The organism is Micromonospora marincola (assembly GCF_056150385.1).
The window spans coordinates 77,363-98,109 of sequence record NZ_JAXCFT010000018.1 but is presented as its reverse complement, the minus strand read 5'-3'; the positions used below and the strand labels follow the sequence as shown (position 1 = coordinate 98,109).

14 protein-coding genes are annotated in these 20,747 nt (G+C 72.4%); 11 read left to right on the top strand and 3 right to left on the bottom strand.

Annotated features, from left to right (window positions below; genetic code table 11):
• Positions 1-10 precede the first annotated feature (10 nt).
• Positions 11-1,108 carry a right-handed parallel beta-helix repeat-containing protein gene (locus tag SM450_RS26540; protein ID WP_474622506.1) on the top strand — a complete coding sequence of 366 codons (1,098 nt, stop codon included), beginning with the start codon at positions 11-13 and terminating at the stop codon, positions 1,106-1,108.
• 96 nt (positions 1,109-1,204) lie between these two features.
• Entirely contained in the window at positions 1,205-4,003 is a 2,799-nt protein-coding gene (locus SM450_RS26535) for an AfsR/SARP family transcriptional regulator (RefSeq protein ID WP_474622505.1), read from the top strand.
• A 27-nt stretch (positions 4,004-4,030) separates the two neighbouring features.
• Here SM450_RS26535 and SM450_RS26530 read toward each other — a convergent pair whose 3' ends face one another.
• Positions 4,031-5,260 (bottom strand): PucR family transcriptional regulator, encoded by a 1,230-nt coding sequence (locus tag SM450_RS26530; protein ID WP_474622504.1) that lies wholly within the window; start codon positions 5,258-5,260, stop codon positions 4,031-4,033.
• 84 nt (positions 5,261-5,344) lie between these two features.
• Between SM450_RS26530 and SM450_RS26525 the strand changes: the two genes are divergently transcribed.
• From SM450_RS26525 to SM450_RS26500, 6 genes are all read left to right on the top strand, one after another.
• Positions 5,345-6,436 (top strand): ferredoxin reductase, encoded by a 1,092-nt coding sequence (locus SM450_RS26525; protein WP_474622503.1) that lies wholly within the window; start codon positions 5,345-5,347, stop codon positions 6,434-6,436.
• Between the two features lie 14 nt (positions 6,437-6,450).
• A complete protein-coding gene (locus tag SM450_RS26520) occupies positions 6,451-7,590 on the top strand; it encodes a fatty acid desaturase family protein (protein ID WP_474622502.1) in 1,140 nt (379 codons plus the stop codon).
• A 155-nt stretch (positions 7,591-7,745) separates the two neighbouring features.
• Positions 7,746-9,398, top strand: coding sequence for a glycosyltransferase (locus SM450_RS26515; RefSeq protein WP_474622501.1), 1,653 nt, complete (start codon positions 7,746-7,748; stop codon positions 9,396-9,398).
• A gap of 633 nt (positions 9,399-10,031) precedes the next feature.
• The gene (locus tag SM450_RS26510) at positions 10,032-10,946 is read left to right on the top strand and encodes an IS982 family transposase (RefSeq protein ID WP_474622500.1); all 915 of its coding nucleotides are present in this window, start codon (positions 10,032-10,034) and stop codon (positions 10,944-10,946) included.
• A 459-nt stretch (positions 10,947-11,405) separates the two neighbouring features.
• Positions 11,406-12,578: an alanine--tRNA ligase-related protein gene (locus tag SM450_RS26505; protein ID WP_474622499.1), complete on the top strand. Its 1,173-nt coding sequence runs from the start codon at positions 11,406-11,408 to the stop codon at positions 12,576-12,578.
• Between the two features lie 67 nt (positions 12,579-12,645).
• Entirely contained in the window at positions 12,646-14,115 is a 1,470-nt protein-coding gene (locus SM450_RS26500) for an ATP-binding protein (protein WP_474622498.1), read from the top strand.
• 63 nt (positions 14,116-14,178) lie between these two features.
• Here SM450_RS26500 and SM450_RS26495 read toward each other — a convergent pair whose 3' ends face one another.
• Positions 14,179-15,558: a hypothetical protein gene (locus SM450_RS26495; RefSeq protein WP_474622497.1), complete on the bottom strand. Its 1,380-nt coding sequence runs from the start codon at positions 15,556-15,558 to the stop codon at positions 14,179-14,181.
• Between the two features lie 144 nt (positions 15,559-15,702).
• Here SM450_RS26495 and SM450_RS26490 point away from each other — a divergent pair, with 144 nt between their 5' ends.
• Both SM450_RS26490 and SM450_RS26485 read left to right on the top strand, forming a co-directional pair.
• Positions 15,703-17,514, top strand: a complete 1,812-nt coding sequence (locus SM450_RS26490; RefSeq protein ID WP_474622496.1) for an acyl-CoA dehydrogenase — start codon at positions 15,703-15,705, stop codon at positions 17,512-17,514.
• A 113-nt stretch (positions 17,515-17,627) separates the two neighbouring features.
• On the top strand, positions 17,628-18,629 hold the full coding sequence (locus SM450_RS26485; protein ID WP_474622495.1) for a hypothetical protein: 1,002 nt from the start codon (positions 17,628-17,630) through the stop codon (positions 18,627-18,629).
• A gap of 50 nt (positions 18,630-18,679) precedes the next feature.
• Here the strand turns inward: SM450_RS26485 and SM450_RS26480 are convergent, their stop codons facing one another.
• Positions 18,680-19,519 (bottom strand): helix-turn-helix transcriptional regulator, encoded by an 840-nt coding sequence (locus SM450_RS26480; RefSeq protein ID WP_474622494.1) that lies wholly within the window; start codon positions 19,517-19,519, stop codon positions 18,680-18,682.
• Between the two features lie 113 nt (positions 19,520-19,632).
• Here SM450_RS26480 and SM450_RS26475 point away from each other — a divergent pair, with 113 nt between their 5' ends.
• Positions 19,633-20,628 (top strand): aldo/keto reductase, encoded by a 996-nt coding sequence (locus SM450_RS26475; protein ID WP_474622493.1) that lies wholly within the window; start codon positions 19,633-19,635, stop codon positions 20,626-20,628.
• Positions 20,629-20,747 lie beyond the last annotated feature (119 nt).

Sequence of the window (20,747 nt, the reverse complement as noted above, 5' to 3'; positions counted from 1 at the left end):
GGAATGACACATGCGGAGAATCCATGCCTGGTCGACGGCGTTGGCGGTCGCGACGGCGGTCGCCCTGCCCGGAGGTGCGGCTCAGGCCGCGCCGGAGGGCCCGGTGACCGTCTACGTGGACCCGACCGGGCCGGCCGTCCTCGACGGTGGTCAGCAGCGGGACGGAAGCACCCCGGATCGGGCGGTGGGTTCGGTGGCCGGGGCCGAGTCGGTCCTGCGGGCCCGGGGCGCGCGCGACGCACGGGTCCTGCTGCGGGGCGGCGTCCACCATCTCACCTCCACGATCCGGTGGAGCTACGCCCCGCGCGGCGGCACGGTGACCTTCTCCACCATCCCGGGCACCGGTGCGGTGGTGCTCGACGGATCGCGGATGCGGTCGGCGACCGTGCCGACGTCGGCCACGGGGGACGACGTCGGCACCGCCGCAGCCGGTTACGGCATGACGCTCACGTCCGCCGACAGCGGCGTGGTGGTGGAGGGCTACACGTTCCAGTACTTCCGCAACGGCGGCATCAGGGTCGCCGGGCAGCCGGGGGACCGGGCCGACGGCATCGTCATCCGGGGAAACACCTTCCAATACCTGGGGGACCACTACAACGCCGGCGGAACGGGCACGGGTTACGGCGGTGTCCACGTGACGAACTCGACAGGCACGCGGATCGAGGGAAACCGCTTCTACTATCTCGCCAACGACGACAGCCCGGCCGCCATCCACGGGGTCTACCTCGCCAACTACAGCAATTCGAGCACCATCGCCGGCAACCGGTTCGGCTACGTCACCGGCGATCCGATCCGGACCCGCCACAACAGCAAGAACAACGTCGCCGACGGGAACATGTTCTGGCGGGCCGGCGCGTACGCCATCATGAGTGACTGGCGGTTCGGCAGCGAGGACTGCGGCGTGGGCAACGTGTTCAAGAACAACAAGGTGGGTGACACGTCCTACAACGGGGACGCGTGGAACGAGGATCCGCAGGGTGGCATCGACCCGGTCCGGGTCCGGTTGTGGGGCCACGACGACGCGAAGAACGCGAACCTCGGTGGCTGCGCGAGCGATCCGGTCACGTTCGGCGGTGGCAACACCTATGTGAGCGCCCGCCCCTGGTAGGGCCGCGCGCACGGCTCGCCCCCGCCATGACTATTCGCCGCCGTCTATAGTTGCGGGGTCGGCGAAGGTCGGGCGGGGGCGGAGCGTGATTTCGGATTGCTGCGGATCGACGTGCTCGGGCCGATCCAGGTGGAGCACGACGGCCGGCCCGTCCGGCTGGGTCCGCGGCTTGTGGAACTGCTGGCGGTGCTGCTCGTGGAGGCCGGGTCCGCGGTGCCGGCGGACCGGATCGTCGAGCTGCTCTGGGGCGACCCGGCGCCGGAGGCGGCCCGCGCCACCCTCCGCAGTCACGTCTCGCACCTGCGGCGGGCGCTCGCCCGGGCGGCCGGCCCGCGACAACCGCCGATCCTGGTCACCACCGGCCTCGGCGCCGGGTCGGCGTACCGGCTCGACCTGCCGCCGGACGCGGTCGACGCCGACCGGTTCGAGCGGCGCTGCGCCGAGGCGCGGCGGCTGCTGGCCACCGACGAATCCGACCTGATCGAGCGGGCCGCCGCCCTGTTGGCGGAGGCGTTGGCGCTGTGGCGTGGCCCGGCGTTCGCCGAGGTGGCCGACCGCCCCTTCGCGCTGGCGCACGTCGCCCGGCTCGGCTCCGTCCGTCGCGCGGCGCGACGTGGTCACGCCGAGGCCCTGTCGGCGCTCGGTCGCTGGACCGAGGCGATCGACGGGTTGACCGGCCTCGTCGTCGACGACCCCTACGACGAGGCGGCGCGGCGCCTGCTCGCCCGGGCGCTCTACGCCGACAGCCGGGTCGACGAGGCCGCCGAGGTGTGTCGGGAGGGGCTGCGCCTGCTGCGGGAACGGGGCCTTGCGGCGCCGGAGCTGGCGGAGCTGCATCGGGAGATCCTGCACCGCCGGCTGCCCGTCGGGCCGGCGGTCGCCCACCAGCCGAAACTGGCCCGCCCCTCGTTGTTGCCGCCCGACCCGCCGCACTTCGTCGGCCGTGCCGACGAGCTGGCCGCCGCCCGTCGCCTGCTCGGCGGGCCCCGCCGGCAGCCGGTGACGGTGCTGGTCTCGGGCCCGGCCGGGGTGGGGAAGACCTTCTTCGCGCTGCGCCTGGCGCACCTCGTCGCCGCCGACTTTCCGGACGGCCAGCTCTACGTCGACCTGCGCGGCTTCGACCCCACCGGGCTGGCAATGGATCCGGGCGAGGCGGTGCGGGTCTTCCTGGACGCGCTCGCCGTACCACCGTCGCGGATCCCGGCGACCGTCGAGGCGCAGACCGCGCTCTACCGGTCCCTGCTGGCCGGCCGGCGGGTCCTGGTGGTGCTCGACAACATCGACGACACCGCGCGGGTCCGGCCGCTGGCGCCGGGGGTGCCGGGCTGCGCCGTGATCGCGGTCAGCCGCAGCCAACTGCCCGGCCTGGTCGCCGTCGACGGAGCCCGTCCGGTCCGGCTCGAACTGCTCGACCGCGGGCAGGCCCGGCGGTTCCTGGCGCGCCGGTTGGGCGTCGAGCGCCTGGCCGGCCGGGACGCGGCGGTGGACGAGATGATCGACTCGTGCGCCCGACTCCCGCTGGCGTTGGCGGTCGCGGCGGCCCGGGCCGCCATCCACCCGGACTTCCCGCTCGAATCGCTCGCCGCCGAGCTGCGCGCGGGCCGGGGCGGGCCGGATCTCGACGCCTTCGCCCACGGCGACACGGGCACCGACGTCCGGAGCGTGCTCTCCTGGTCGCGGCGGGGCCTCACCGAGGCGGCGGACCGACTGTTCCGGCTGCTGGGCCTGCCGGCCGGTCCGGACCTGCGCGCCGAGGCCCTGGCCAGTCTCGCCGGCCGGGGCGTCGACGAGGTGCGGTCGCCGCTGCGCGAGCTGGCCACCGCGCACCTCGTCGCCGAACACCTGCCCGGCCGGTACGCCTGCCACGACCTGCTCCGGGCCTACGCCAACGAACTGGGGCCGCCGGAGGGCAGTGCCGGGCGGCGGGCCGCCCGGGGTCGTCTGCTCGACCACTACCTGCACACCGCGCTCGGCGCCGACCGGCTGCTGTGGCCGAACCGCGATCCGCAGCCGGCGCCGCCGCCGGCGCCCGGCGTGACGGTGCTCGGCTTCGCCGACCGGCAGGCGGCGCTTGCCTGGTTCACCGCAGAGCACGCCGGGCTGCTGGCGGCGCTGGAGCAGGCCGTCGCCGACGGGCTCGACGACCAGGCATGGCGACTGGCCTGGGCGATGGCCAACTTCCTGCCCCGGCGGGGCCACCGGCACGACTGGGAACGGGTCGGCCGCGCGGGGGTGACCGTCGCGCGGCGGCTGGGCGACCGGGCCACCGCCGCCGAGGCGCACCGGCTGCACGGCAGCTCGTGCGTCGAACTACGCCGGTTCGACGACGCGCGGGAAGACTACCGGCAGGCGCTTGCGCTCTACGACGACCTCGGTGACCGGGTGGGCCAGGCCTTCATCTACCGCTGCCTGGGCTGGCTGGCCGAGGCGCAGGGGGAGTTGGCCGAGGCGCTCCGGCACGACGAGCAGGCCCTCGCACTGTTCCGTCAGGCCGGCCACGACCGGGGTGAGAGCTACGCGCTCAACTCGGTCGCCTGGTGCCTCGCCCAGCTCGGCGACCACGAGCAGGCGATCGCCCACGGCCGGCAGGCCCTGGACCGCCTTCAACAGGCCGGCGACCGGATGGGCGAGGCCAGCGTGTGGGACACCCTGGGGCACGCCTACCGCCACGTCGACGGGCACCACGCGGTGACCTGCTACCGGCAGGCCGTCGCCCTCTACCGCGACCTGGGCGACCGGATGAACGAGGGGGTCTCCCTGCGTCGGCTCGGCGCTGCCCTGGAGGCCACCGGACGGTCCGGGGCCGCGCGGCAGGCCTGGCGTGAGGCGCTGGAGATCCTGCGCGCGAACGACCACCCGGACGCGGAGCGGGTCGCCGCGCTGCTTGAGTGTTAAGCGGGGGCCCCGCCTCTACCGGAGACGTTAAGCGGGGGCCCCGCCTTGCTCGGGTGGCACGGCGAGGGCGATGGTGAGGTCGAGCACCGTGGCGGGGTCGAGCAGGCGGTCGCCGAAGAGTTCCCGGAGCTTGCCCATCCGGTAGCGGACGGTCTGCGGGTGCACGAACAGGTCTGCCGCCACGTCGTCGCGACGGCCCTGGTGCAGCAGCCACGACCGCAGCGTCTCGGCCAGCCGGTGCGCGGTGGCCGGGGGCAGCGCGGCAAGCGGTGCGAGGGCCTGGGTACGCAGGTCGGCGAGCGCCTCCGGGTCCATGCTGAGCAGCAGCGTGGACAGGTGACGCTCGGTGTCGACCGGCCCGGCGTCCGGTTCGCCGAGGCCGAGCGCGAGGGCGCGGGTCGCCCGGTGGTAGGACGCGGCGACCCGGTGCCAGGGGCGCGCCGGGCCGAGCACCGCCCGGTGCCCGTGCAACACCCGGACGAGCTGGCGACGCCGGCCGCCGTGCGCGTCCGGCACCAGCAGCACCGCCAGATCCTCCGCCGGGCTCATCCCGGGCAGGTCCTCGCCGCTCTCCAGCGTCTGCGGGCTGAGCAGGGCGAGCACCGCGCGCAGGTGCCGGCGGGGCAGCAGGACGACGGTGAGCGTCTGCGGCGGCGGCCAGTCGGCCCGGTCGGCGCTGCGCCGCAGCGACTCCTCCGGCTCGCCGGCGAGCAGTTGCTGGGTGAGCCGCTCCAGGTCACGGCGGCGCACCCGGCCGGCGCTTGCCAGCTCGTCGGCGTGCCCGGCGACACTGGCCGCGGACAGCTCGTCGATGTAGGCGAACATCAGCTCGGCGAACTCGGCCACCGTCTCGGCGGCCAGCCCGCTGCGTACCGTCGTGGTGGAGACCTCCCGCCAGGCCACCCGGGCGCCGACCCGGTAGGCGGCGAGCAGCGCGTCCATGCTCCGCCCCGACCGGGCCTCGCCGCTACCAAGCGCGTACGCTGCCTCCAGCGCCGGGGCCAGCGGAGTGCTCGGGTCGTACGCCTGGGTGCCCTCGATGAGCTGGAGGAAGGTGCCGAGCGCGATGCGTACCGCGTTCTCGATCTTCTCCCGCATGGCGCCGGTGAGCGCGCCGGAATAGTCGGACACCTCGGCGGTGATCGCGCTCACCGTGCGTTCGGCGACTGTCGGGAGCCGATCGCGCAGCATGGCCGCCACGCCGGCGTCGAGATCGAGATGGGCGGCACGCTGCCCGGTCCCGGCCCCCTGCGTCATGTTTGTTCCCTCCGAACAAAAACCCGTGACCGTTTCACCTTTGCTGGTCAAGATGTTATGCGATTCCGCAGCCACGCTGGTCATATGACCACAACTGCGCCCCGCCGCTCCCAGAAGGTCTCCTTCCGGGACAGGCTGCTGCGGCTGGCCGGCACGGTCACCACTCCGCTGTTACCGGACGACTACCTCGACCTGGTCGCCCCGCTGCGCGCGGGCGCCCCGCTGCGCGGCCGGATCGTCGCCGTCCGCCCGGAGACCCGGGACGCCGCCACGCTTGTGATCCAACCAGGTCGCGGCTGGCGGGGCCACCTGCCGGGGCAGTACGTGCGCCTCGGTGTGGACGTCGACGGGGTGCGCCAGTGGCGCGCGTACTCCGTCACCTCGGCGCCCGGCGCGGCGGACGGCCGGATCGCCGTGACCGTGAAGGCGATCCCCGACGGCAAGGTCAGCAACCACCTGGTCCGCCGGATCCGCCCCGGCACGATCGTCCAGCTCGACCAGGCGCAGGGCGACTTCGTGCTGCCCACGGCGACGCCGGAGCGGGTCCTTTTCCTCACCGCCGGCAGCGGCATCACCCCGGTCATGGGGATGCTGCGGGCCGGGCTCGCCGAACGCGCCGACGTGGTGCTCGTGCACTCGGCGCCGACCCGCGACGACGTCATCTTCGGCGCGGAACTGCGCGCACTCGCCGGGCGCGGCGCGCTGCGCCTGGTCGAGCGGCACACCGAGACCGCCGGCCTGCTCGACGTGGCCGAGCTGGACGACCTCGTGCCCGACCACGCCCAGCGGCACGCCTGGGCCTGCGGGCCGCTGGGCCTGCTTGACGCGGCCGAGGCGCACTGGGCGGCCCGGGGCGCCGTCGATCTGCTGCACACCGAGCGGTTCCGTCCTACGGTGATAACGCCAGGCGACGGCGGCACGGTGACCTTCACCGGGGCGGGGGTGACCGTCGAGGCCGACGGCGCCACCACCCTGCTCGACGCGGGGGAGAACGCCGGGGTGCTCATGCCCTCGGGCTGCCGGATGGGGATCTGCTACGGCTGCGTCGTGCCGCTGCGCCAGGGCGCGGTACGCGACCTACGCAACGGCGACGTCACCACGGCGGTGCCAGGCGACGGCGTACGGATCCAGACCTGCGTGTCGGCCGCCGCCGGTACCTGCGACATCGACCTCTGACAGGAGCGACAGACGTGACCGTGATCCAGAAGAAGGCCGACAACCCGATCGCCCACCTGAGCGCCGAGGACATCGAGATCATCGGCAAGGAGCTGGACGCGATCCGGGACCGGGTCATCGCCGACCGGGGCGAGCGGGACGCCCGCTACATCCGCAAGGTGATCAAGACCCAGCGGACGCTGGAGCTGAGCAGCCGCGCGGTGCTGCTGTTCTCGCTGTTCCCGCCGGCCTGGATCGTCGGCACGGCCGGCCTCACGGTGGCCAAGATCCTCGACAACATGGAGATCGGGCACAACGTCCTGCACGGCCAGTGGGACTGGATGCGCGACCCGAAGATCCACTCCACCACCTGGGAGTGGGACCACGTCTCCCCGGCCGCCCAGTGGAAGCAGTCGCACAACGAGCTGCACCACCGGTTCACAAACGTGGTCGGCAAGGACAACGACCTCGGGTACGGCATCATGCGCGTCGACGAGGACCAGCCGTGGCACCCGATGCACCTGGGCCAGCCGGTGTGGAACCTGCTCAACGCCGCCTTCTTCGAGTACGGCATCGCCGCGTACGACATGGAGCTTGGCGACCACCTCAAGCAGAAGCGGCTCAAGGACCCGGCGTTCCGGGTCAAGGCCAAGGCGGTCGGCCGCAAGATCCGCCGGCAGGTGCTCAAGGACTACGTGATCCACCCGCTGCTCTCCGGCCCGTCCTTCCTGTCCACGCTCGCCGCCACGTTCACCGCGAACCTGATCCGCAACGTGTGGAGCCACTCGGTGATCATGTGCGGGCACTTCCCGAGCGGCGTCGAGACGTTCGAGAAGACCTCCATCGAGGGCGAGACCCGCGGCGAGTGGTACCTGCGGCAGATGCTCGGCTCGGCAAACATCAGCGGCCCCCGCCTGCTGCACGTCATGACCGGGAACCTGTCCTTCCAGATCGAGCACCACCTCTTCCCCGACCTGCCGAGCAACCGCTACCAGGAGATCGCCCCGCAGGTGCGGGCGCTGTTCGACAGGTACGGCCTGCGGTACACCACCGGCCCGCTGCCCAAGCAGGTCGCCTCCGCCTGGTGGAAGGTGATCCGCCTGTCGCTGCCCAACCGGCGCGACCGCCGGCAGCCGGTCGCCCCGGGCCCGCTGGTCCCCTCCGGCGCCGCCTGACCGGCACGTGCACGGCGGGTGAACTCCCGCCCCCGGTCACCTGCACGTTCGGTGTCTTCGCAGCTCAGGCCGCATTCCGCAGTCGCCGGGCCGGTCCCGCGCCCCCGTACACTCGCGCCGGTCGGACCGACGAGGGTGAAGGGGTGTGGTGGCCGATGTCGCACGACGCCGCGACGCGGCGGGTGGTGATGCTCGTCGACAACGCGGTCGAGGGTGACTCGCGGGTGCAGAAGGCCGCCCGGTCCGCCGCCGACGCCGGCTGGGACGTCACGCTGCTCGGCTGCGCCCACGTCGACGCCGAGCGCCGCTGGCAGCTCGGCGACGCCGAGGTACGCGTCCTCCCGCTCGACGCGCCAGCCGTGGTGCGGGTGCTGCCACCGGACGCGCCCGCCGGGGTGCGGCTGCTGCCGCTGGACGCGCCCGCCGGGGCGGAAGGTGCAGACGGCGCGGGCGCGGCGATCGCCGGCCGGCGTGACGCGGGCGCGGAGAGCGCCGGTCGAGTCGGTGTGACCGTCTTGCGCGGTGGTCTGCGCGGCCTGCGGCGGCGGCTGGTGGCGCGTGGCGGGCTGGCGTTGCGGGTCGCCCGGCTGGCCCGACGGCCGGTCGAGCACGCCCAGGTCCGCTACTGGCAGGCCCGGCTCGGCGACCGGGCCTGGCGCCGGCTGGAGCCCGGTCTCTGGGACTACGAGCGGCTCGCCGGGCCGGTCATCGACGAGTTGCGCCCCGACCTGATCCACGCCCACGACTTCCGGATGCTCGGCGTGGCCGCCCGCGCCGTGGACCGGGCCCGCGCCGAGGGACGAACCGTGAAGCTGGTCTGGGACGCCCACGAGTGGCTGCCCGGCGCCCGGCCCCGCCGCGACAACGCCCGCTGGCTCCCCGCCCACCTCGGCTACGTCCGCGAGTACGTGGGCCACGCCGACGCGGTCGTGACCGTCTCCGACACCCTCGCCGACCTGCTGGTCCGCGACCACGACCTGCCCGAACGCCCGACCGTCGTGCTCAACGCGCCGGTCGCCGAGCCGGCACACGTCACCGCCGCCGAGCCCGCCACGGTTGCGGAGCCTGTGGCCACGGTGCCTGTCGCTGTTGCGCCAGCCTCGGTTGCCGGGCCTGTGGCCACGGTGTCCGTCGCTGTTGCGCCCGCCACGGATGCCGAGCCCGTCGCCGCTGCAGTACCCGATGCGTCCCGGGCGGCTGGCGGATCCGCACCCGACCTGCGCGGCTGCTGCGGCCTGACCGCCGACACCCCGCTGCTTGTCTACAGCGGGGCGATGGCCGTGCAGCGCGGGGTGGACACCGTGGTCGAGGCGCTGACCCGGCTGCCCGGCGTACACCTGGCCCTGGTCGTCGCCGACCCCGCCGCCGGATACGTCCGCCAGGTCACCGCCCGCGCGACCCGACACGGCGTCGCCGACCGGGTGCACGTGCTGCCGTACGTGCCGCACCGGCAGCTCGTCGCGTTCCTCGCCGCCGCCGACGTCGGGCTCATCCCGCTGCACCACTGGCCCAACCACGAGATCGCGCTCATCACCAAGTTCTTCGAGTACGCGCACGCGCGGCTGCCGATCGTGGTCAGCGACGTCCGCACCATGGCCGACACGGTGCGGGCCACCGGCCAGGGCGAGGTGTTCCGCGCCCGGGACGCGGCCGACCTCGCCCGAGCGATCCGGGCGGTGCTCGCCGACCCGGCCCGCTACCGCGCCGCCTACGAGGGCCCGGATTCCCCGTTGCCCACCTGGACGTGGGAGTCCCAGGCCGAGCGCCTGAACGCCCTCTACCACCGCCTGCTCACCCCCACCCCCTGACGATCTCCCAAGATCCACTCCGCCCTTTCCGCCCCTGCCCGCCGGCCCGCCGCCCGAGCAGGGCGAACGCGCTATGCCTGCCTCCGCCCCGCCTCCGCCCCGCCGATCATGGAGTTGTGGCGCCTGTCATGCGCCGTTCGCGGTTTTTGCGAGGTGCCACAACTCCATGATCGGCGGTCGGCGGGATACCAACCTCTCCACCGCGCGCAGGATGGCGATGGAGGCGGTGGGCGCCGGTGCGGCGGTGGCCCGACCGGCAGACAGCCGGTTCGCCGGGCGCGGCGCACTGTCAGCCCAGGGGTGCCTGGTCAACGCCAGGTCGGCGAGGTGGCGGTGTCAGCGATGCCGTGGATACCGCCACCTCGCCGACGCGGAGTCGATCAACCCGATCGGGGGGCCTGCCGAAACCTGCCGCCCGCCGGTGCGGCCCGCTAGCGGGACTCGTCCCAGCCACACCGGCCCGGAACTCCATGGTGGCCGCAGTCAGCGCCCCTGGCCATATCGCGAGATCGATCATCCGTATCCCGGGAGCTGCGAGACCTAGACGATCTATTCCAAGGGGTACGGGGCAGTGAAGAGAGGCGAGGGCGTCCATGATCGACGTTGCGAAGCAACGATGACCATGGAGGCCACGTGCACGTCGATCGGGACACCCTCGCCACCGCACTGTACGTGAAGATCGACGACGTGTTGAAGTCGTCGCCCCACCTCAACCGGTGGCGACCCGCGGTCGGGATCGCTCCGAAGATCACCGACGCTGAACTGATCACCCTGTCGGTGTTGCAAGCCCTGTCGGGCTACCACAAGGAAGCCCGCTGGATCCGTCACGCCCGCATGAACCTGACCCACCTGTTCCCCTACATCCCGAAACAGCCCGGGTACAACAAGCGGCTGCGGACACTCGGCACGCAGATCACCCACCTGATCCGGGTCCTGGCCCTGGACACCGACCTGTGGCAGCACCCGGTGCGCATCGCCGACTCCACCCCGGTGGAGTGCGGACGCTCCCGCGAGACCGTCAAACGCTCTGATCTGGCCGGGTGGGCCACCTACGGCTACTGCGCCTCGCACTCGCGTCGCTTCTGGGGCCTGCGTCTGCACCTGGTCACCACTGTGCACGGACTGCCCGTGGCATTCGCCCTGGCCACCGCCAAGACCGACGAACGCGAAGCACTCATGGACCTGTTCGACCTGGACACCGGCCTGTTGACCCATCCCGAGGGACTGATCCTGGTCGTGGACAAGGGCTACCGCGACGCTGCCACCGAACGACAGCTGACCGAACGCGGCATCACCATGATCCGCCCCGCCTACCGCCCCGAGAAGCCACGCCCCGGACGGACACTGCTGCGCGCTGTGCGACAGAACATCGAGTCCGTCAACCAGACCCTCAAAGGTCAACTCGACCTCGAACGACACGGCGGCCGAACCGGCACCGGCGTACTCGTACGCGTCGCACAACGCATCCTCGCGATGACCGCCGCGATCTGGCACAACTGGACCACCGGCCAACCCGTCATGCGCTCCCTCATCGCCTACGACCACTGAACCCTCGGAATAGATCGTCTAGGCGAGATCTTGGTACGAAAACGCCCCCAGAGGGGCCGTTTCGTACCAAGATCTCGCGCGCCGATCGGACGAGCAGGCTTCCCGGCGACGATACCGTGATCATGAAGTTGGCGGCGACAAATCGGGCGGCCACCGCCGCCAACTTCATGATCGCCGGGGCCGGGGCCGGGGCCGGGGCCGGGGCCGGGGCGGGGCGGGGCGGGGCGGGGCGGGGCGGGGAAAGGGGTGGGCGGGGGGACGGGGGGTGGGCTAGCGTTGGTGGCATGCAGAGCAGGCGACAGTTGACCGCCGCGACCGCGCGAGCTTCCCGCTCGCCGGTTGCCGCCGCCTGACCTGCCTCACCAATCGCCGGCGACCGGAAACGGTCCGCCGGCGTCGTCGTGTCAACGCCACAGTTGCGCGGACCGTCCGGACGCCCGTACCCGGAAGGCACCCGCCATGACGTCCGACGAGATCACCCGTACCTTCATCGACCACTACCACCGCCTCGGCCACCGGGACGCGCGGGAGAGTTCCCTGGTGCCGCCGCCGGGCGACCCGGTGCTGTTCACCACGTCCGGCATGCACCCGCTCACGCCGTACCTGCTGGGGCGTCCGCACCCGGGCGGACGCCGCCTGGTCGACGTGCAGCGGTGCCTGCGCACCACCGACCTGGACGAGGTCGGCGACCGTACCCACCTGACCGTGTTCCAGATGCTCGGCTCCTGGTCGCTCGGCGACTACGACATCGCGACCAGCCTGCGCTGGGGCTTCGAACTGCTCACCGACGGCTACGGCATCCCGGCGCGGAAGCTGCACGCGACGGTCTTCGGCGGCGACGACCATCTCGACCCGGACGGGACCGCACGGGACACCTGGACCGCGCTCGGCGTGCCGGTGGAGGCGCTGGGCGCGGAGAACTGGTGGTCCAACGGGCCGACCGGCCCCTGTGGACCGGATTCGGAGATCTTCGTGTGGACCGGTGACGGCCCGCCGACCGGCCGCCCGAGCGGCGACGACCGCTGGGTGGAGGTGTGGAATCACGTGCGGATGAGTCACCACCGCCACCCCGACGGCCGGCTCACCCCGCTGCCGCTGACGAGCATCGACACCGGGATGGGCCGGGAGCGGCTGGAGATGGTGCTGCGCGGCGACCGGTCCGTCTTCACCGGCGACGGGTTGAGCCCCTGGGCGGGCGCGGTCCGCGACCGGTGGGACCTGGGCGGCGCGGACCTGCGCGTGGTCGCGGACCACCTGCGCTCCGCGGTGGTCGTGCTCGGCGACGGGGTACGCCCGGGCAACACCGGCCGGGGGTACGTGCTGCGCCGGCTGCTGCGCCGCGCGCTCACCGTGCTGTGGCGCGAGGACCCGACGCGGAGCCTCGGCGACCTGCCGGTGACCCTCCACGCGGACACGCTGCGCCGGTTCCGCCAGCCGGTCGACCCGGGCCCGCTGCCCGAGCTGCTGTGCGACGAGGAGCACCGGTTCCGCGGGCTGCTGCGGCGCGGCCGGCCCCTCGTCGACCGGGTCCGGGCGCGGGGTCCGCTTACCGACCGTGACTACCACTGGCTGCACGACACCCACGGGTTGCCCCGCGACCTGGTCGACGGCCTGCTCGCCGACGCCGGCTGAGCGGTGGCCGCCCACCCCGGCCGGTGCGAGACTCGACAGCACACGTCGCGGCGAGGGAAGAGGACCCATGACCGGGTACGAGGTGCGGACGGACGAGGAGACGGTGCCGTTGTTCGGCGCCGAGGTGCGCATCGCCGATCCGGCCGGGCTGCTCGCCGCCGCCGAGGACGGGCCGGTGGAGCTGCTGGCCGGCGGGGACTTCCCCGCCCCGGTGCGGGAGGTCCGCTGCACCGTGCGCGCCGACACGGTGGACGGGCAGCGGGTGCACCGGTTCGAGGCGTACCTGCGGGTGGAGGCCGCGCCGGCCGGCCTGCTCGCCCTCGGGCTGGCCGGGCCGGTCGGCCTGCTGCTCGCCGAGCGGCTCGCCGCGCGGGGCGGCGACGGCCCGGCCGCCGCAGTGGGCCGGGCGGCGGCGGGGGCGGGCCGCCGGCTCGGGCTGCGCCCCACCGGCGCCGCGCTCGTCACGCCGCCGCCCGACCCGGCCGGCCGGGACGTGTCGCGCGCCGCCGAGTCCGCCGGCCTGCGTCCCCGTGTGGACCAGGACAACGGCACGGTACGCATCCGCGCCGACGTCCCGAGCGCCGACGTCGGTCCGGAGCACCTGCGTACCATGCTCGGCCTGCTGTTCCAGGCGGTCCGCGAGCTGACCGGCGACAACGTGGAGCCGACCGTGCTGCGCGGGCGGACGTACCTGGTGGGGCGGCGACCGGTGGCGGTGGCCGGGCCGCGCAGCACGACGGTGACCCTCGACCAGGTCGGCGGCCTGGCCGACGTGGTCACGCGGTTCCGCGAGGTGGCGGTGTCGTTCCGGCATCCGCAGGCGATGGCCCGCTGGGGCGCGCGCCGGCCGCAGGGCATCCTGATGTACGGCCCGCCGGGCACCGGCAAGACCATGCTGGCGCGGGCCCTGGCGAACGAGGTAGGCGCGGACTTCGTGGAGATCCGCACTCCGGAGATCCTGGACAAGTATCTCGGCGGCTCGGAGCGCAACATCAAGCGCATCTTCCGCGACGCCCGCCGCTACCGCCGGCCCACCGTGATGCTCTTCGACGAGTTCGACTCGATCATCAGCTACGCCGGCGCGGGCGGCGACGCGGCCAGCCAGGCGGTCAACGCGGTCGCCGGCATCTTCAAGCAGGAGATGAACACGCTGTTCGAGGAGAACCCCGACGTGATCGTGGTGGCCACCACCAACTTCCCGCAGCGCGTCGACGCCTCGCTGATCCGCTCCGGCCGCTTCGACCTGAAGATCGCCATTCCGGCCCCGGACGAGTCCGGCCGCGCGGAGATCCTCACCAAGATGATCCGGGAGTTGATCGACAGGCACGAGCGGCCCGGCTTCCGGATGTTCGCCGCCGACGTGGACCCCGCCGCCCTCACCGCCGACACGGCCGGGCTCACCGGCGCGGACCTGCGCGAGGCGCTACGCCGGGTGCAACTCGGCAAGGCGCTCCGGGAGGCCACGGAGGGCGCGCCGCCGGCCCCGATCGGTCAGGACGACCTGCGGGAGGCCGTCGCCGGGCTGCGCCGCGGCTGACGACCACGGCGGCGGGACCCGGCGGAGGGGTGCCGGGTCCCGCCTTCTGGGGGGGTGTGGTGGTCAGATGCCGTAGATGAATTGGGTGTCTACGGGGCCGCCGCTGTTGGTGTTGCGGAGGTAGACGGTGTTGTTGCTGGGTCGGCGGACGCCGGGGGTGGTGTTGCTGTTCTTGATCCAGCGGCCGGGGACGGCGACGTCGCCGGAGGGGCCGTGGCCGAAGATGAATTCGATGTCGGTTTTGTTGGTGGTGCTGCTGGTGCCGTTGGTGAGGTAGAAGGTGGAGTTGCTGGGTCGGTAGACGCCGACGGAGTCGCCGCCGGTGTTGTCCCAGTTGCCGGCGATGGGTTGGTCGCCGGCGGCGCCGCTGCCGAATTTGAATTCGTAGTTGGTGGTGTTGGTGGTGCTGCTGGTGCCGTTGGTGAGGTAGAAGGTGGAGTTGCTGGGGCGGTAGACGCCGACGGAGTCGCCGCCGGTGTTGTTCCAGTCGCCGGCGATGGGTTGGTCGCCGGCGGCGCCGCTGCCGAATTTGAATTCGTAGTTGGTGGTGTTGGTGGTGCTGCTGGTGCCGTTGGTGAGGTAGAAGGTGGAGTTGCTGGGGCGGTAGACGCCGACGGAGTCTTTGCCGTCGTTGTTCCAGTCGCCGGCGACGGGGATGTCGCCGGCGGGGCCTTCGCCGAATTTGAAGACTCGGGTGGCGTCGCCGCTGTTGGTGTCGCGGAGGTAGAAGGTGGAGTTGCTGGGTCGGTAGACGCCGACCGTGTCGACGCCGTCGCCGTTCCAGTCACCCGACACCGGAATGTCCTCCGTGCGGGGGGCGTCGACATCCCAGAGGCTGTCGACGATGATCTGGGCGTCCGACGCCTGCACCTGGTAGCGGTCGGGATAGGCCGACACCTGCACCGCCTGGCAGACCTCCCCGATCGGGGCGCTGGCCCAGCTGCCGTTGGGATACTTCCGTACCATCGCGTCGAGGAAGGCGTTCGTGGCATAGGACGGGTTGAGCCGCTGCGACCGGGTGCCCCACCACTCCTGCTGCTGGAACAACCCGAGGCTGGTGTGGTCCACCTCCTCGCTGATGTTCTGCAGGTGCGTCTCGACGATCACGGTGGAGATCGCGATGACCGCCGCGCGAGAGGAGAGACCCCGCTTCCGCACCGCCTCGACCACCTCGCGGGCACAGGAGACGCGATACGCCGACATGTAGCCGCGCATGTCGGACTTCAGCTTCGAGTTGAGCTGGGTCGCGAGTGTCCCGTCGGCCGCGGTGGGACCGTCGGGGTCGCACGCCGCCGTCTGGTAGAGCGCGGTCAGTGGGGCGAGTGCCGGCGGCAGGTCCGGCCCGGGGGCCGCCTCCGCGCCGAGGGCGGGGGATGCGCCGATCAGCGTGGTCAGCGCGACCGAGGCGCAGAAGGGCGATACTTTCGAGAGAACGTTGTCCACCAGTGGTAATCCGTTCGCCGAGGAATCCAACTACGGTCCGGGTCGACCCGGCCCGCGGTCAGACTCAGGCACGCCCCTGACGGACGGCTGACACCTGACTTCCAGGACCGATCCCGTATCCGGGTACGACGGAAGGAACCCCCGTTGTCGTCGTCCGACCTGCTGCTGTCCCGTCGTGACCTGGCGTTCCTGCTGCACGACTGGCTGGACGTGACCCGGCTGACCGAACGGCCCCGCTACGCCGAGCACTCCCGGGAGACGTTCGACGCGGTGCTCGACCTCGCCGCGCGGGTCGCCGCGGAACGCTTCGCCCCGCACAACCGCGCCGCCGACACGGGCGAACCCACGGTCGACGACGGGCGTGTGCGCACCATTCCCCAGGTCAAGGCCGCATTGGACGCGTTCGCCGGCACCGGGCTGTTCGCCGCCACACTTGACGAGTCGGTCGGTGGGATGCAACTCCCGCACGCGGTGGCCGCCGCCGCGTTCGCCTGGTTCCAGGCCGCGAACGTGGGCACCTCGGCGTACCCCTTCCTCACCCTCGGCAACGCCAACCTGCTGCTCGCCCACGGCAGCCCCGAGCAGGTCGACACCTGGGTCCGCCCGATGGTGGAGGGCCGGTTCTTCGGCACCATGTGCCTGTCCGAGCCGCAGGCCGGCAGTTCCCTGGCCGACCTCACCACCCGAGCCGAGCCGCAGGAAGACGGCACCCACCGGCTCACCGGCACCAAGATGTGGATCTCCGCCGGGGACCACGAGCTGGCCGAGAACATCGTGCACCTGGTGCTGGCCCGCATCCCCGGCGGGCCGGCCGGCGTGAAGGGCCTGTCCCTGTTCGTCGTGCCGAAGGTGCTCCTCGACGACAACGGCGCGCTCGGCCCCCGCAACGACGTGGTGCTGGTCGGGCTCAACCACAAGCTCGGCTACCGCGGCACCACGAACACGCTGCTCACCTTCGGCGAGGGCGTGCACCGGCCGTACGGGCGGGCCGGCGCGGTCGGGTACCTGGTCGGCGCGCCGCACCAGGGACTGGCGCTGATGTTCCACATGATGAACGAGGCGCGCATCGGCATCGGGGCCGGCGCCACCGCGCTCGGCTACACCGGCTACCTGAAGTCCGTCGCGTACGCCCGGCAACGCCCGCAGGGTCGGCCGGTGGCCGACCGGGACCCGACCGCGCCGCAGGTGCCGATCATCGCCCACCCCGACGTACGCCGGATGCTGCTGGCCCAGAAGAGCTACGTGGAGGGCGCGCTCGCGCTGGTCCTCTACTGCGGACGGCTGCTCGACGAGGAGAAGACCGCGCCCGCCGAGGCCGACCGGGAGCGGGCGCACCTGCTGCTGGAACTGCTCACCCCGATCGCGAAGAGCTGGCCGTCCCAGTGGTGCCTGGCCGCCAACGACCTGGCCATCCAGGTGCACGGCGGGTACGGCTACACCCGCGACTACGACGTCGAGCAGCACTGGCGGGACAACCGGCTCAACGCCATCCACGAGGGCACCCACGGCATTCAGGCGCTCGACCTGCTCGGCCGCAAGGTCACCATGCGTGACGGCGCGGCGCTGGAACTGCTGCTGGAGACGATGCGCGCCACCGTCGACCGGGCCTGGAAGGCGGACGGTTTCGCCGCCGACCTGGCCGGGCGGCTCGCCACGGCGGTGGACCGGGTCGCGGTGGTGACCCGGCGGTTGTGGGCACCTGGTGACCCGGAGTTGGCCCTGGCGAACGCCTCGGTCTATCTGGAGGCGGTCGGGCACGTGGTGATCGCCTGGATGTGGCTGGAGCAGGTGCTGGCGGTGGAGGCGCTGGGGTCGCCGGAGGACGAGTTTCTCGCCGGGAAGCGGGCGGCGGCGCGCTACTTCCACCGGTGGGAGCTGCCCAGGGTGGCGGCGCAGTTCGACCTGCTGGAGAGCCTGGACCGCACCACGCTTGACATGCGGGAGACGTGGTTCTGAGGGGCTGTAGTGCTGCAAGCGCCGCCGGCCGTACAGGATCCGCCGGATGGCGACTACATGATTGACTGACATCTAAGGGTGGTGGTGGTCCGGGGCGTGGCGAGGGCGGTGTGATGACGTCGAGCAACCAGAACACCCTGCCCCCGTCCCCCGACGGGCCGGGGCGGGAGCCGCCTCCAGACCTGTCGGGTGGTGCCGAGGCCCCGGTCGCGATCGACAGCGACGAAGAGCGATCTGCCGTCCCCGCAGCCAGTCTGCGTACGCGGCTCGCGGGGCTGGCGCGCCGGCACGGCCCACGGACGGCCGTCGGGCTGGGGCGGTGGATGGCTGGCATCGCCGGCGGCGTCGCAGTCGCGATCGCCATCGCGTTGCTCACTCCGGTGCTGACGCCCGGCACCTCGACGCCCGCCCCGTCGCCCGGATTCGCTGGAGGTCCCACCTCGTCGCCGACAACGACCGCCGGTGTCTCGCCCGACCAGCTACCGATGACGGTCGCCGTGGCCGGCAGTGGGGCGGATCCCTGCGGGCCCGGCTACCTGGTGCCGCTGGCGGCGACCGCTGTGCCGGTGCCGCCTGACCTGTCCAAGGCGGATGCGGCTGCCCAGTGGGCGGCCGAGGTGCACGGGGTCCCGTCGGTACGGTCGGGGGTCACCTTCACCGTGCAGGGCCGGTCGGACGCGGTGGTGACGCTGCTAGGCATGGATATCGAGGTCGTCCGCCGGAAGGCCGCGCCGCACGGCACTCACGTCAGTTGGGTCTGCGGCTCGGGTGTGGCATACCGCTGGGTGCACGTCGACCTTGACGCCGTCCCACCCCGGCTGGATGCGCATTTCGACGAGTCGGAGGCGGAGGCCGCTCCGCAGGCGGAACGCCGGCCCATCCGATTCCCCTACCAGGTGTCCCGCACCGATCCCGAGTCGTTCGAGGTCGACGCGGACACCTCGCGCTGCGACTGTTCCTGGCGGATCAGGCTGCGGTGGACGTCGGAAGGCCGCAGCGGGACCTACGTCATCGACGACGACGGGCGACCCTTCCGCACGATCGGCACTGCGAATGCCGACGCGTCGTGCCAGCTCGGCTCCGAATGGTCCTGTGGCCCGCCCGTGAAGAACTGAAGGTATTGGTCCTGCCGGTGCCTCGATACGTATGCTCGGCCGCACGCTGGTCAGATGACGGGAAACTCTTCGGTGCCCAGCACGCGCAGCAGGTCGAGGCGCTCGCGGGACCCGGCGTCGGCGGGCGTCAACACCAGCAACTCCTGGCCCAGGTCGGGGGTCACAAGCGTCTCGCAGTCCAGCGCGATCGGCCCGACGCGGGGGTGGACGAACGTCTTGCGATCCGCCCGCCGTATGCCGACCTCGTGCTCTGCCCACAGCGCTCGGAACTCGGGGCTCGCCGCCTCCAGTCGGGCGATCAGACCGGTCACCGTCGGGTCGCCGGGTCGTCGGCCGGCGACGGCGCGCAGATCCGCCACCATCTGGCGGGAATGACGCTCCTGCTCCTGGGGTAGGTGGAGGACGCGGGAGTGGGGTTCGGCGAACCAGCGGTATGCGAGATAACGCCGATCGCCAGTGAAACCGGTGTGATCGCCGGTGAGCAGCGTGGACGTCGGGGTCTGCGCCAGCACCTCTCCCAGATCGGACACGACCAGCGCGGCCGTGTCGCCCAGCAGGTCCAGCATGCGGAGCAGGCCGGCGCGGGCGAGTCGGGCCACGCCGTCCGCAGGTGGGGGCTGGTGGCCGGCCAGGTGGAACAGGTGGTCGCGCTCGTCGTCGGACAGGCGCAGAGCGCGGGCCAGGGCGCCCAGCAGTTGCGTGGAGGGCCGGCTGCTGCGGCCCTGCTCAAGGCGTACGACATAGTCCACCGACATGCCGGCCAGCATCGCGACCTCCTCGCGCCGCAGGCCCGGTATGCGGCGGCGGGGACCGTCGGCGATGCCCACGTCGGCGGGACGGACGGCCTCGCGGCGGCGGCGTAGGAAGTCGGCAAGTTGCTCACGCTGCATGTTCTCCATGGTCCCCGGTGGCTGCCCCGCCCGCGAGGGGCGAACCAGGGAGCGGCGCTCCCACGACAAGCGGTCCGCTCCCGGCCGCCCGCAACCGGGAGCAGAGTGGGGACATGCGGAAACAAACCTTGGGGACGACAGGTCCGGCCGTCGGCGCGCTGGGACTGGGCGCGATGGGGATGACCAGCGGTGTGTACGGCGTCTCCGACCGCGCCGAGAGCGTCGCGACCGTGCATGCGGCACTGGATGCGGGGCTCACGCTTATCGATACCAGTGACCACTACGGCGCCGGGCACAACGAGATGCTGCTGGCCGAGGCGCTGCGCGGTCGGCCGCGGGAAAGCTACGTGCTGAGCGTCAAGTTCGGGGCGCTACTGGCGCCGGGCGGCGGCTTCCTCGGACAGGACAGCCGGCCCGCGGCGGTGAAGAACTTCCTGATCCACTCGATGACCCGGCTGGGCGTCGACCACGTCGACATCTATCGGCCGGCGCGACTGGACCCGGACGTGCCGATCGAGGACACGGTGGGCGCGATCAAAGAGATGATCGAGGCCGGATACGTGCGGCACGTGGGCCTTTCCGAGGTGCCCGCCGAGACGATCCGCCGGGCGCACGCCGTGCACCCGGTCGCCGACCTACAGATCGAGTATTCGCTTATCTCGCGCGGGGTGGAGACCGACGTGCTGCCGACGCTGCGCGAGTTGGGTGTCGGGATGACCGCGTACGGCGTCCTGAGCCGGGGTCTGATCTCCGGGCACTGGACGAACGCCGCACCGCGGCCGGGCGACAACCGCAGCCGGATGCCGCGGTTCTCGGGCGACAACGTCGGGCACAACCTGGCCCTGGTGGAAGCGCTGCGGCGGGTGGCCGAGCAGAAGGGCTGCACCGTGGCCCAACTGGCGATCGCGTGGGTAGCAGCCCAGAGCGACCAGATCGTCCCGCTCGTCGGCGCCCGTACCCGCGATCGCTTGCACGAGGCCCTGCCCGCCGCCGACCTGGAACTCTCCGCGGACGACCTGGCCGAGATCGAGAAAGTGGTGCCGGCCGGCTCGGCACACGGCGACCGCTACCCGGCCGCGATGATGGCCAACCTCGGCGCCGGCAACTGACGCCGGCGGGGCGGATCCCGGTGCTCGCCCCCACTGCAACCGCTCCTGCGTCCGACAGCCTGGCGGCGGAGGGCCGATGGCATAGGGTCGGATCGACGACTTCCGTACGAGCTGGAGTT

Bases quoted from the DNA above. Each gene is read 5' to 3' on its own strand.
- SM450_RS26540 (WP_474622506.1), top strand. From the start codon at position 11: ATGCGGAGAATCCATGCCTGGTCGACGGCGTTGGCGGTCGCGACGGCG.
- SM450_RS26530 (WP_474622504.1), bottom strand. From the start codon at position 5,260: ATGACGCAGGGGGCCGGGACCGGGCAGCGTGCCGCCCATCTCGATCTC.
- SM450_RS26525 (WP_474622503.1), top strand. From the start codon at position 5,345: ATGACCACAACTGCGCCCCGCCGCTCCCAGAAGGTCTCCTTCCGGGAC.
- SM450_RS26515 (WP_474622501.1), top strand. From the start codon at position 7,746: ATGTCGCACGACGCCGCGACGCGGCGGGTGGTGATGCTCGTCGACAAC.
- SM450_RS26505 (WP_474622499.1), top strand. From the start codon at position 11,406: ATGACGTCCGACGAGATCACCCGTACCTTCATCGACCACTACCACCGC.
- SM450_RS26500 (WP_474622498.1), top strand. From the start codon at position 12,646: ATGACCGGGTACGAGGTGCGGACGGACGAGGAGACGGTGCCGTTGTTC.
- SM450_RS26485 (WP_474622495.1), top strand. From the start codon at position 17,628: ATGACGTCGAGCAACCAGAACACCCTGCCCCCGTCCCCCGACGGGCCG.
- SM450_RS26480 (WP_474622494.1), bottom strand. From the start codon at position 19,519: ATGCAGCGTGAGCAACTTGCCGACTTCCTACGCCGCCGCCGCGAGGCC.
- SM450_RS26475 (WP_474622493.1), top strand. From the start codon at position 19,633: ATGCGGAAACAAACCTTGGGGACGACAGGTCCGGCCGTCGGCGCGCTG.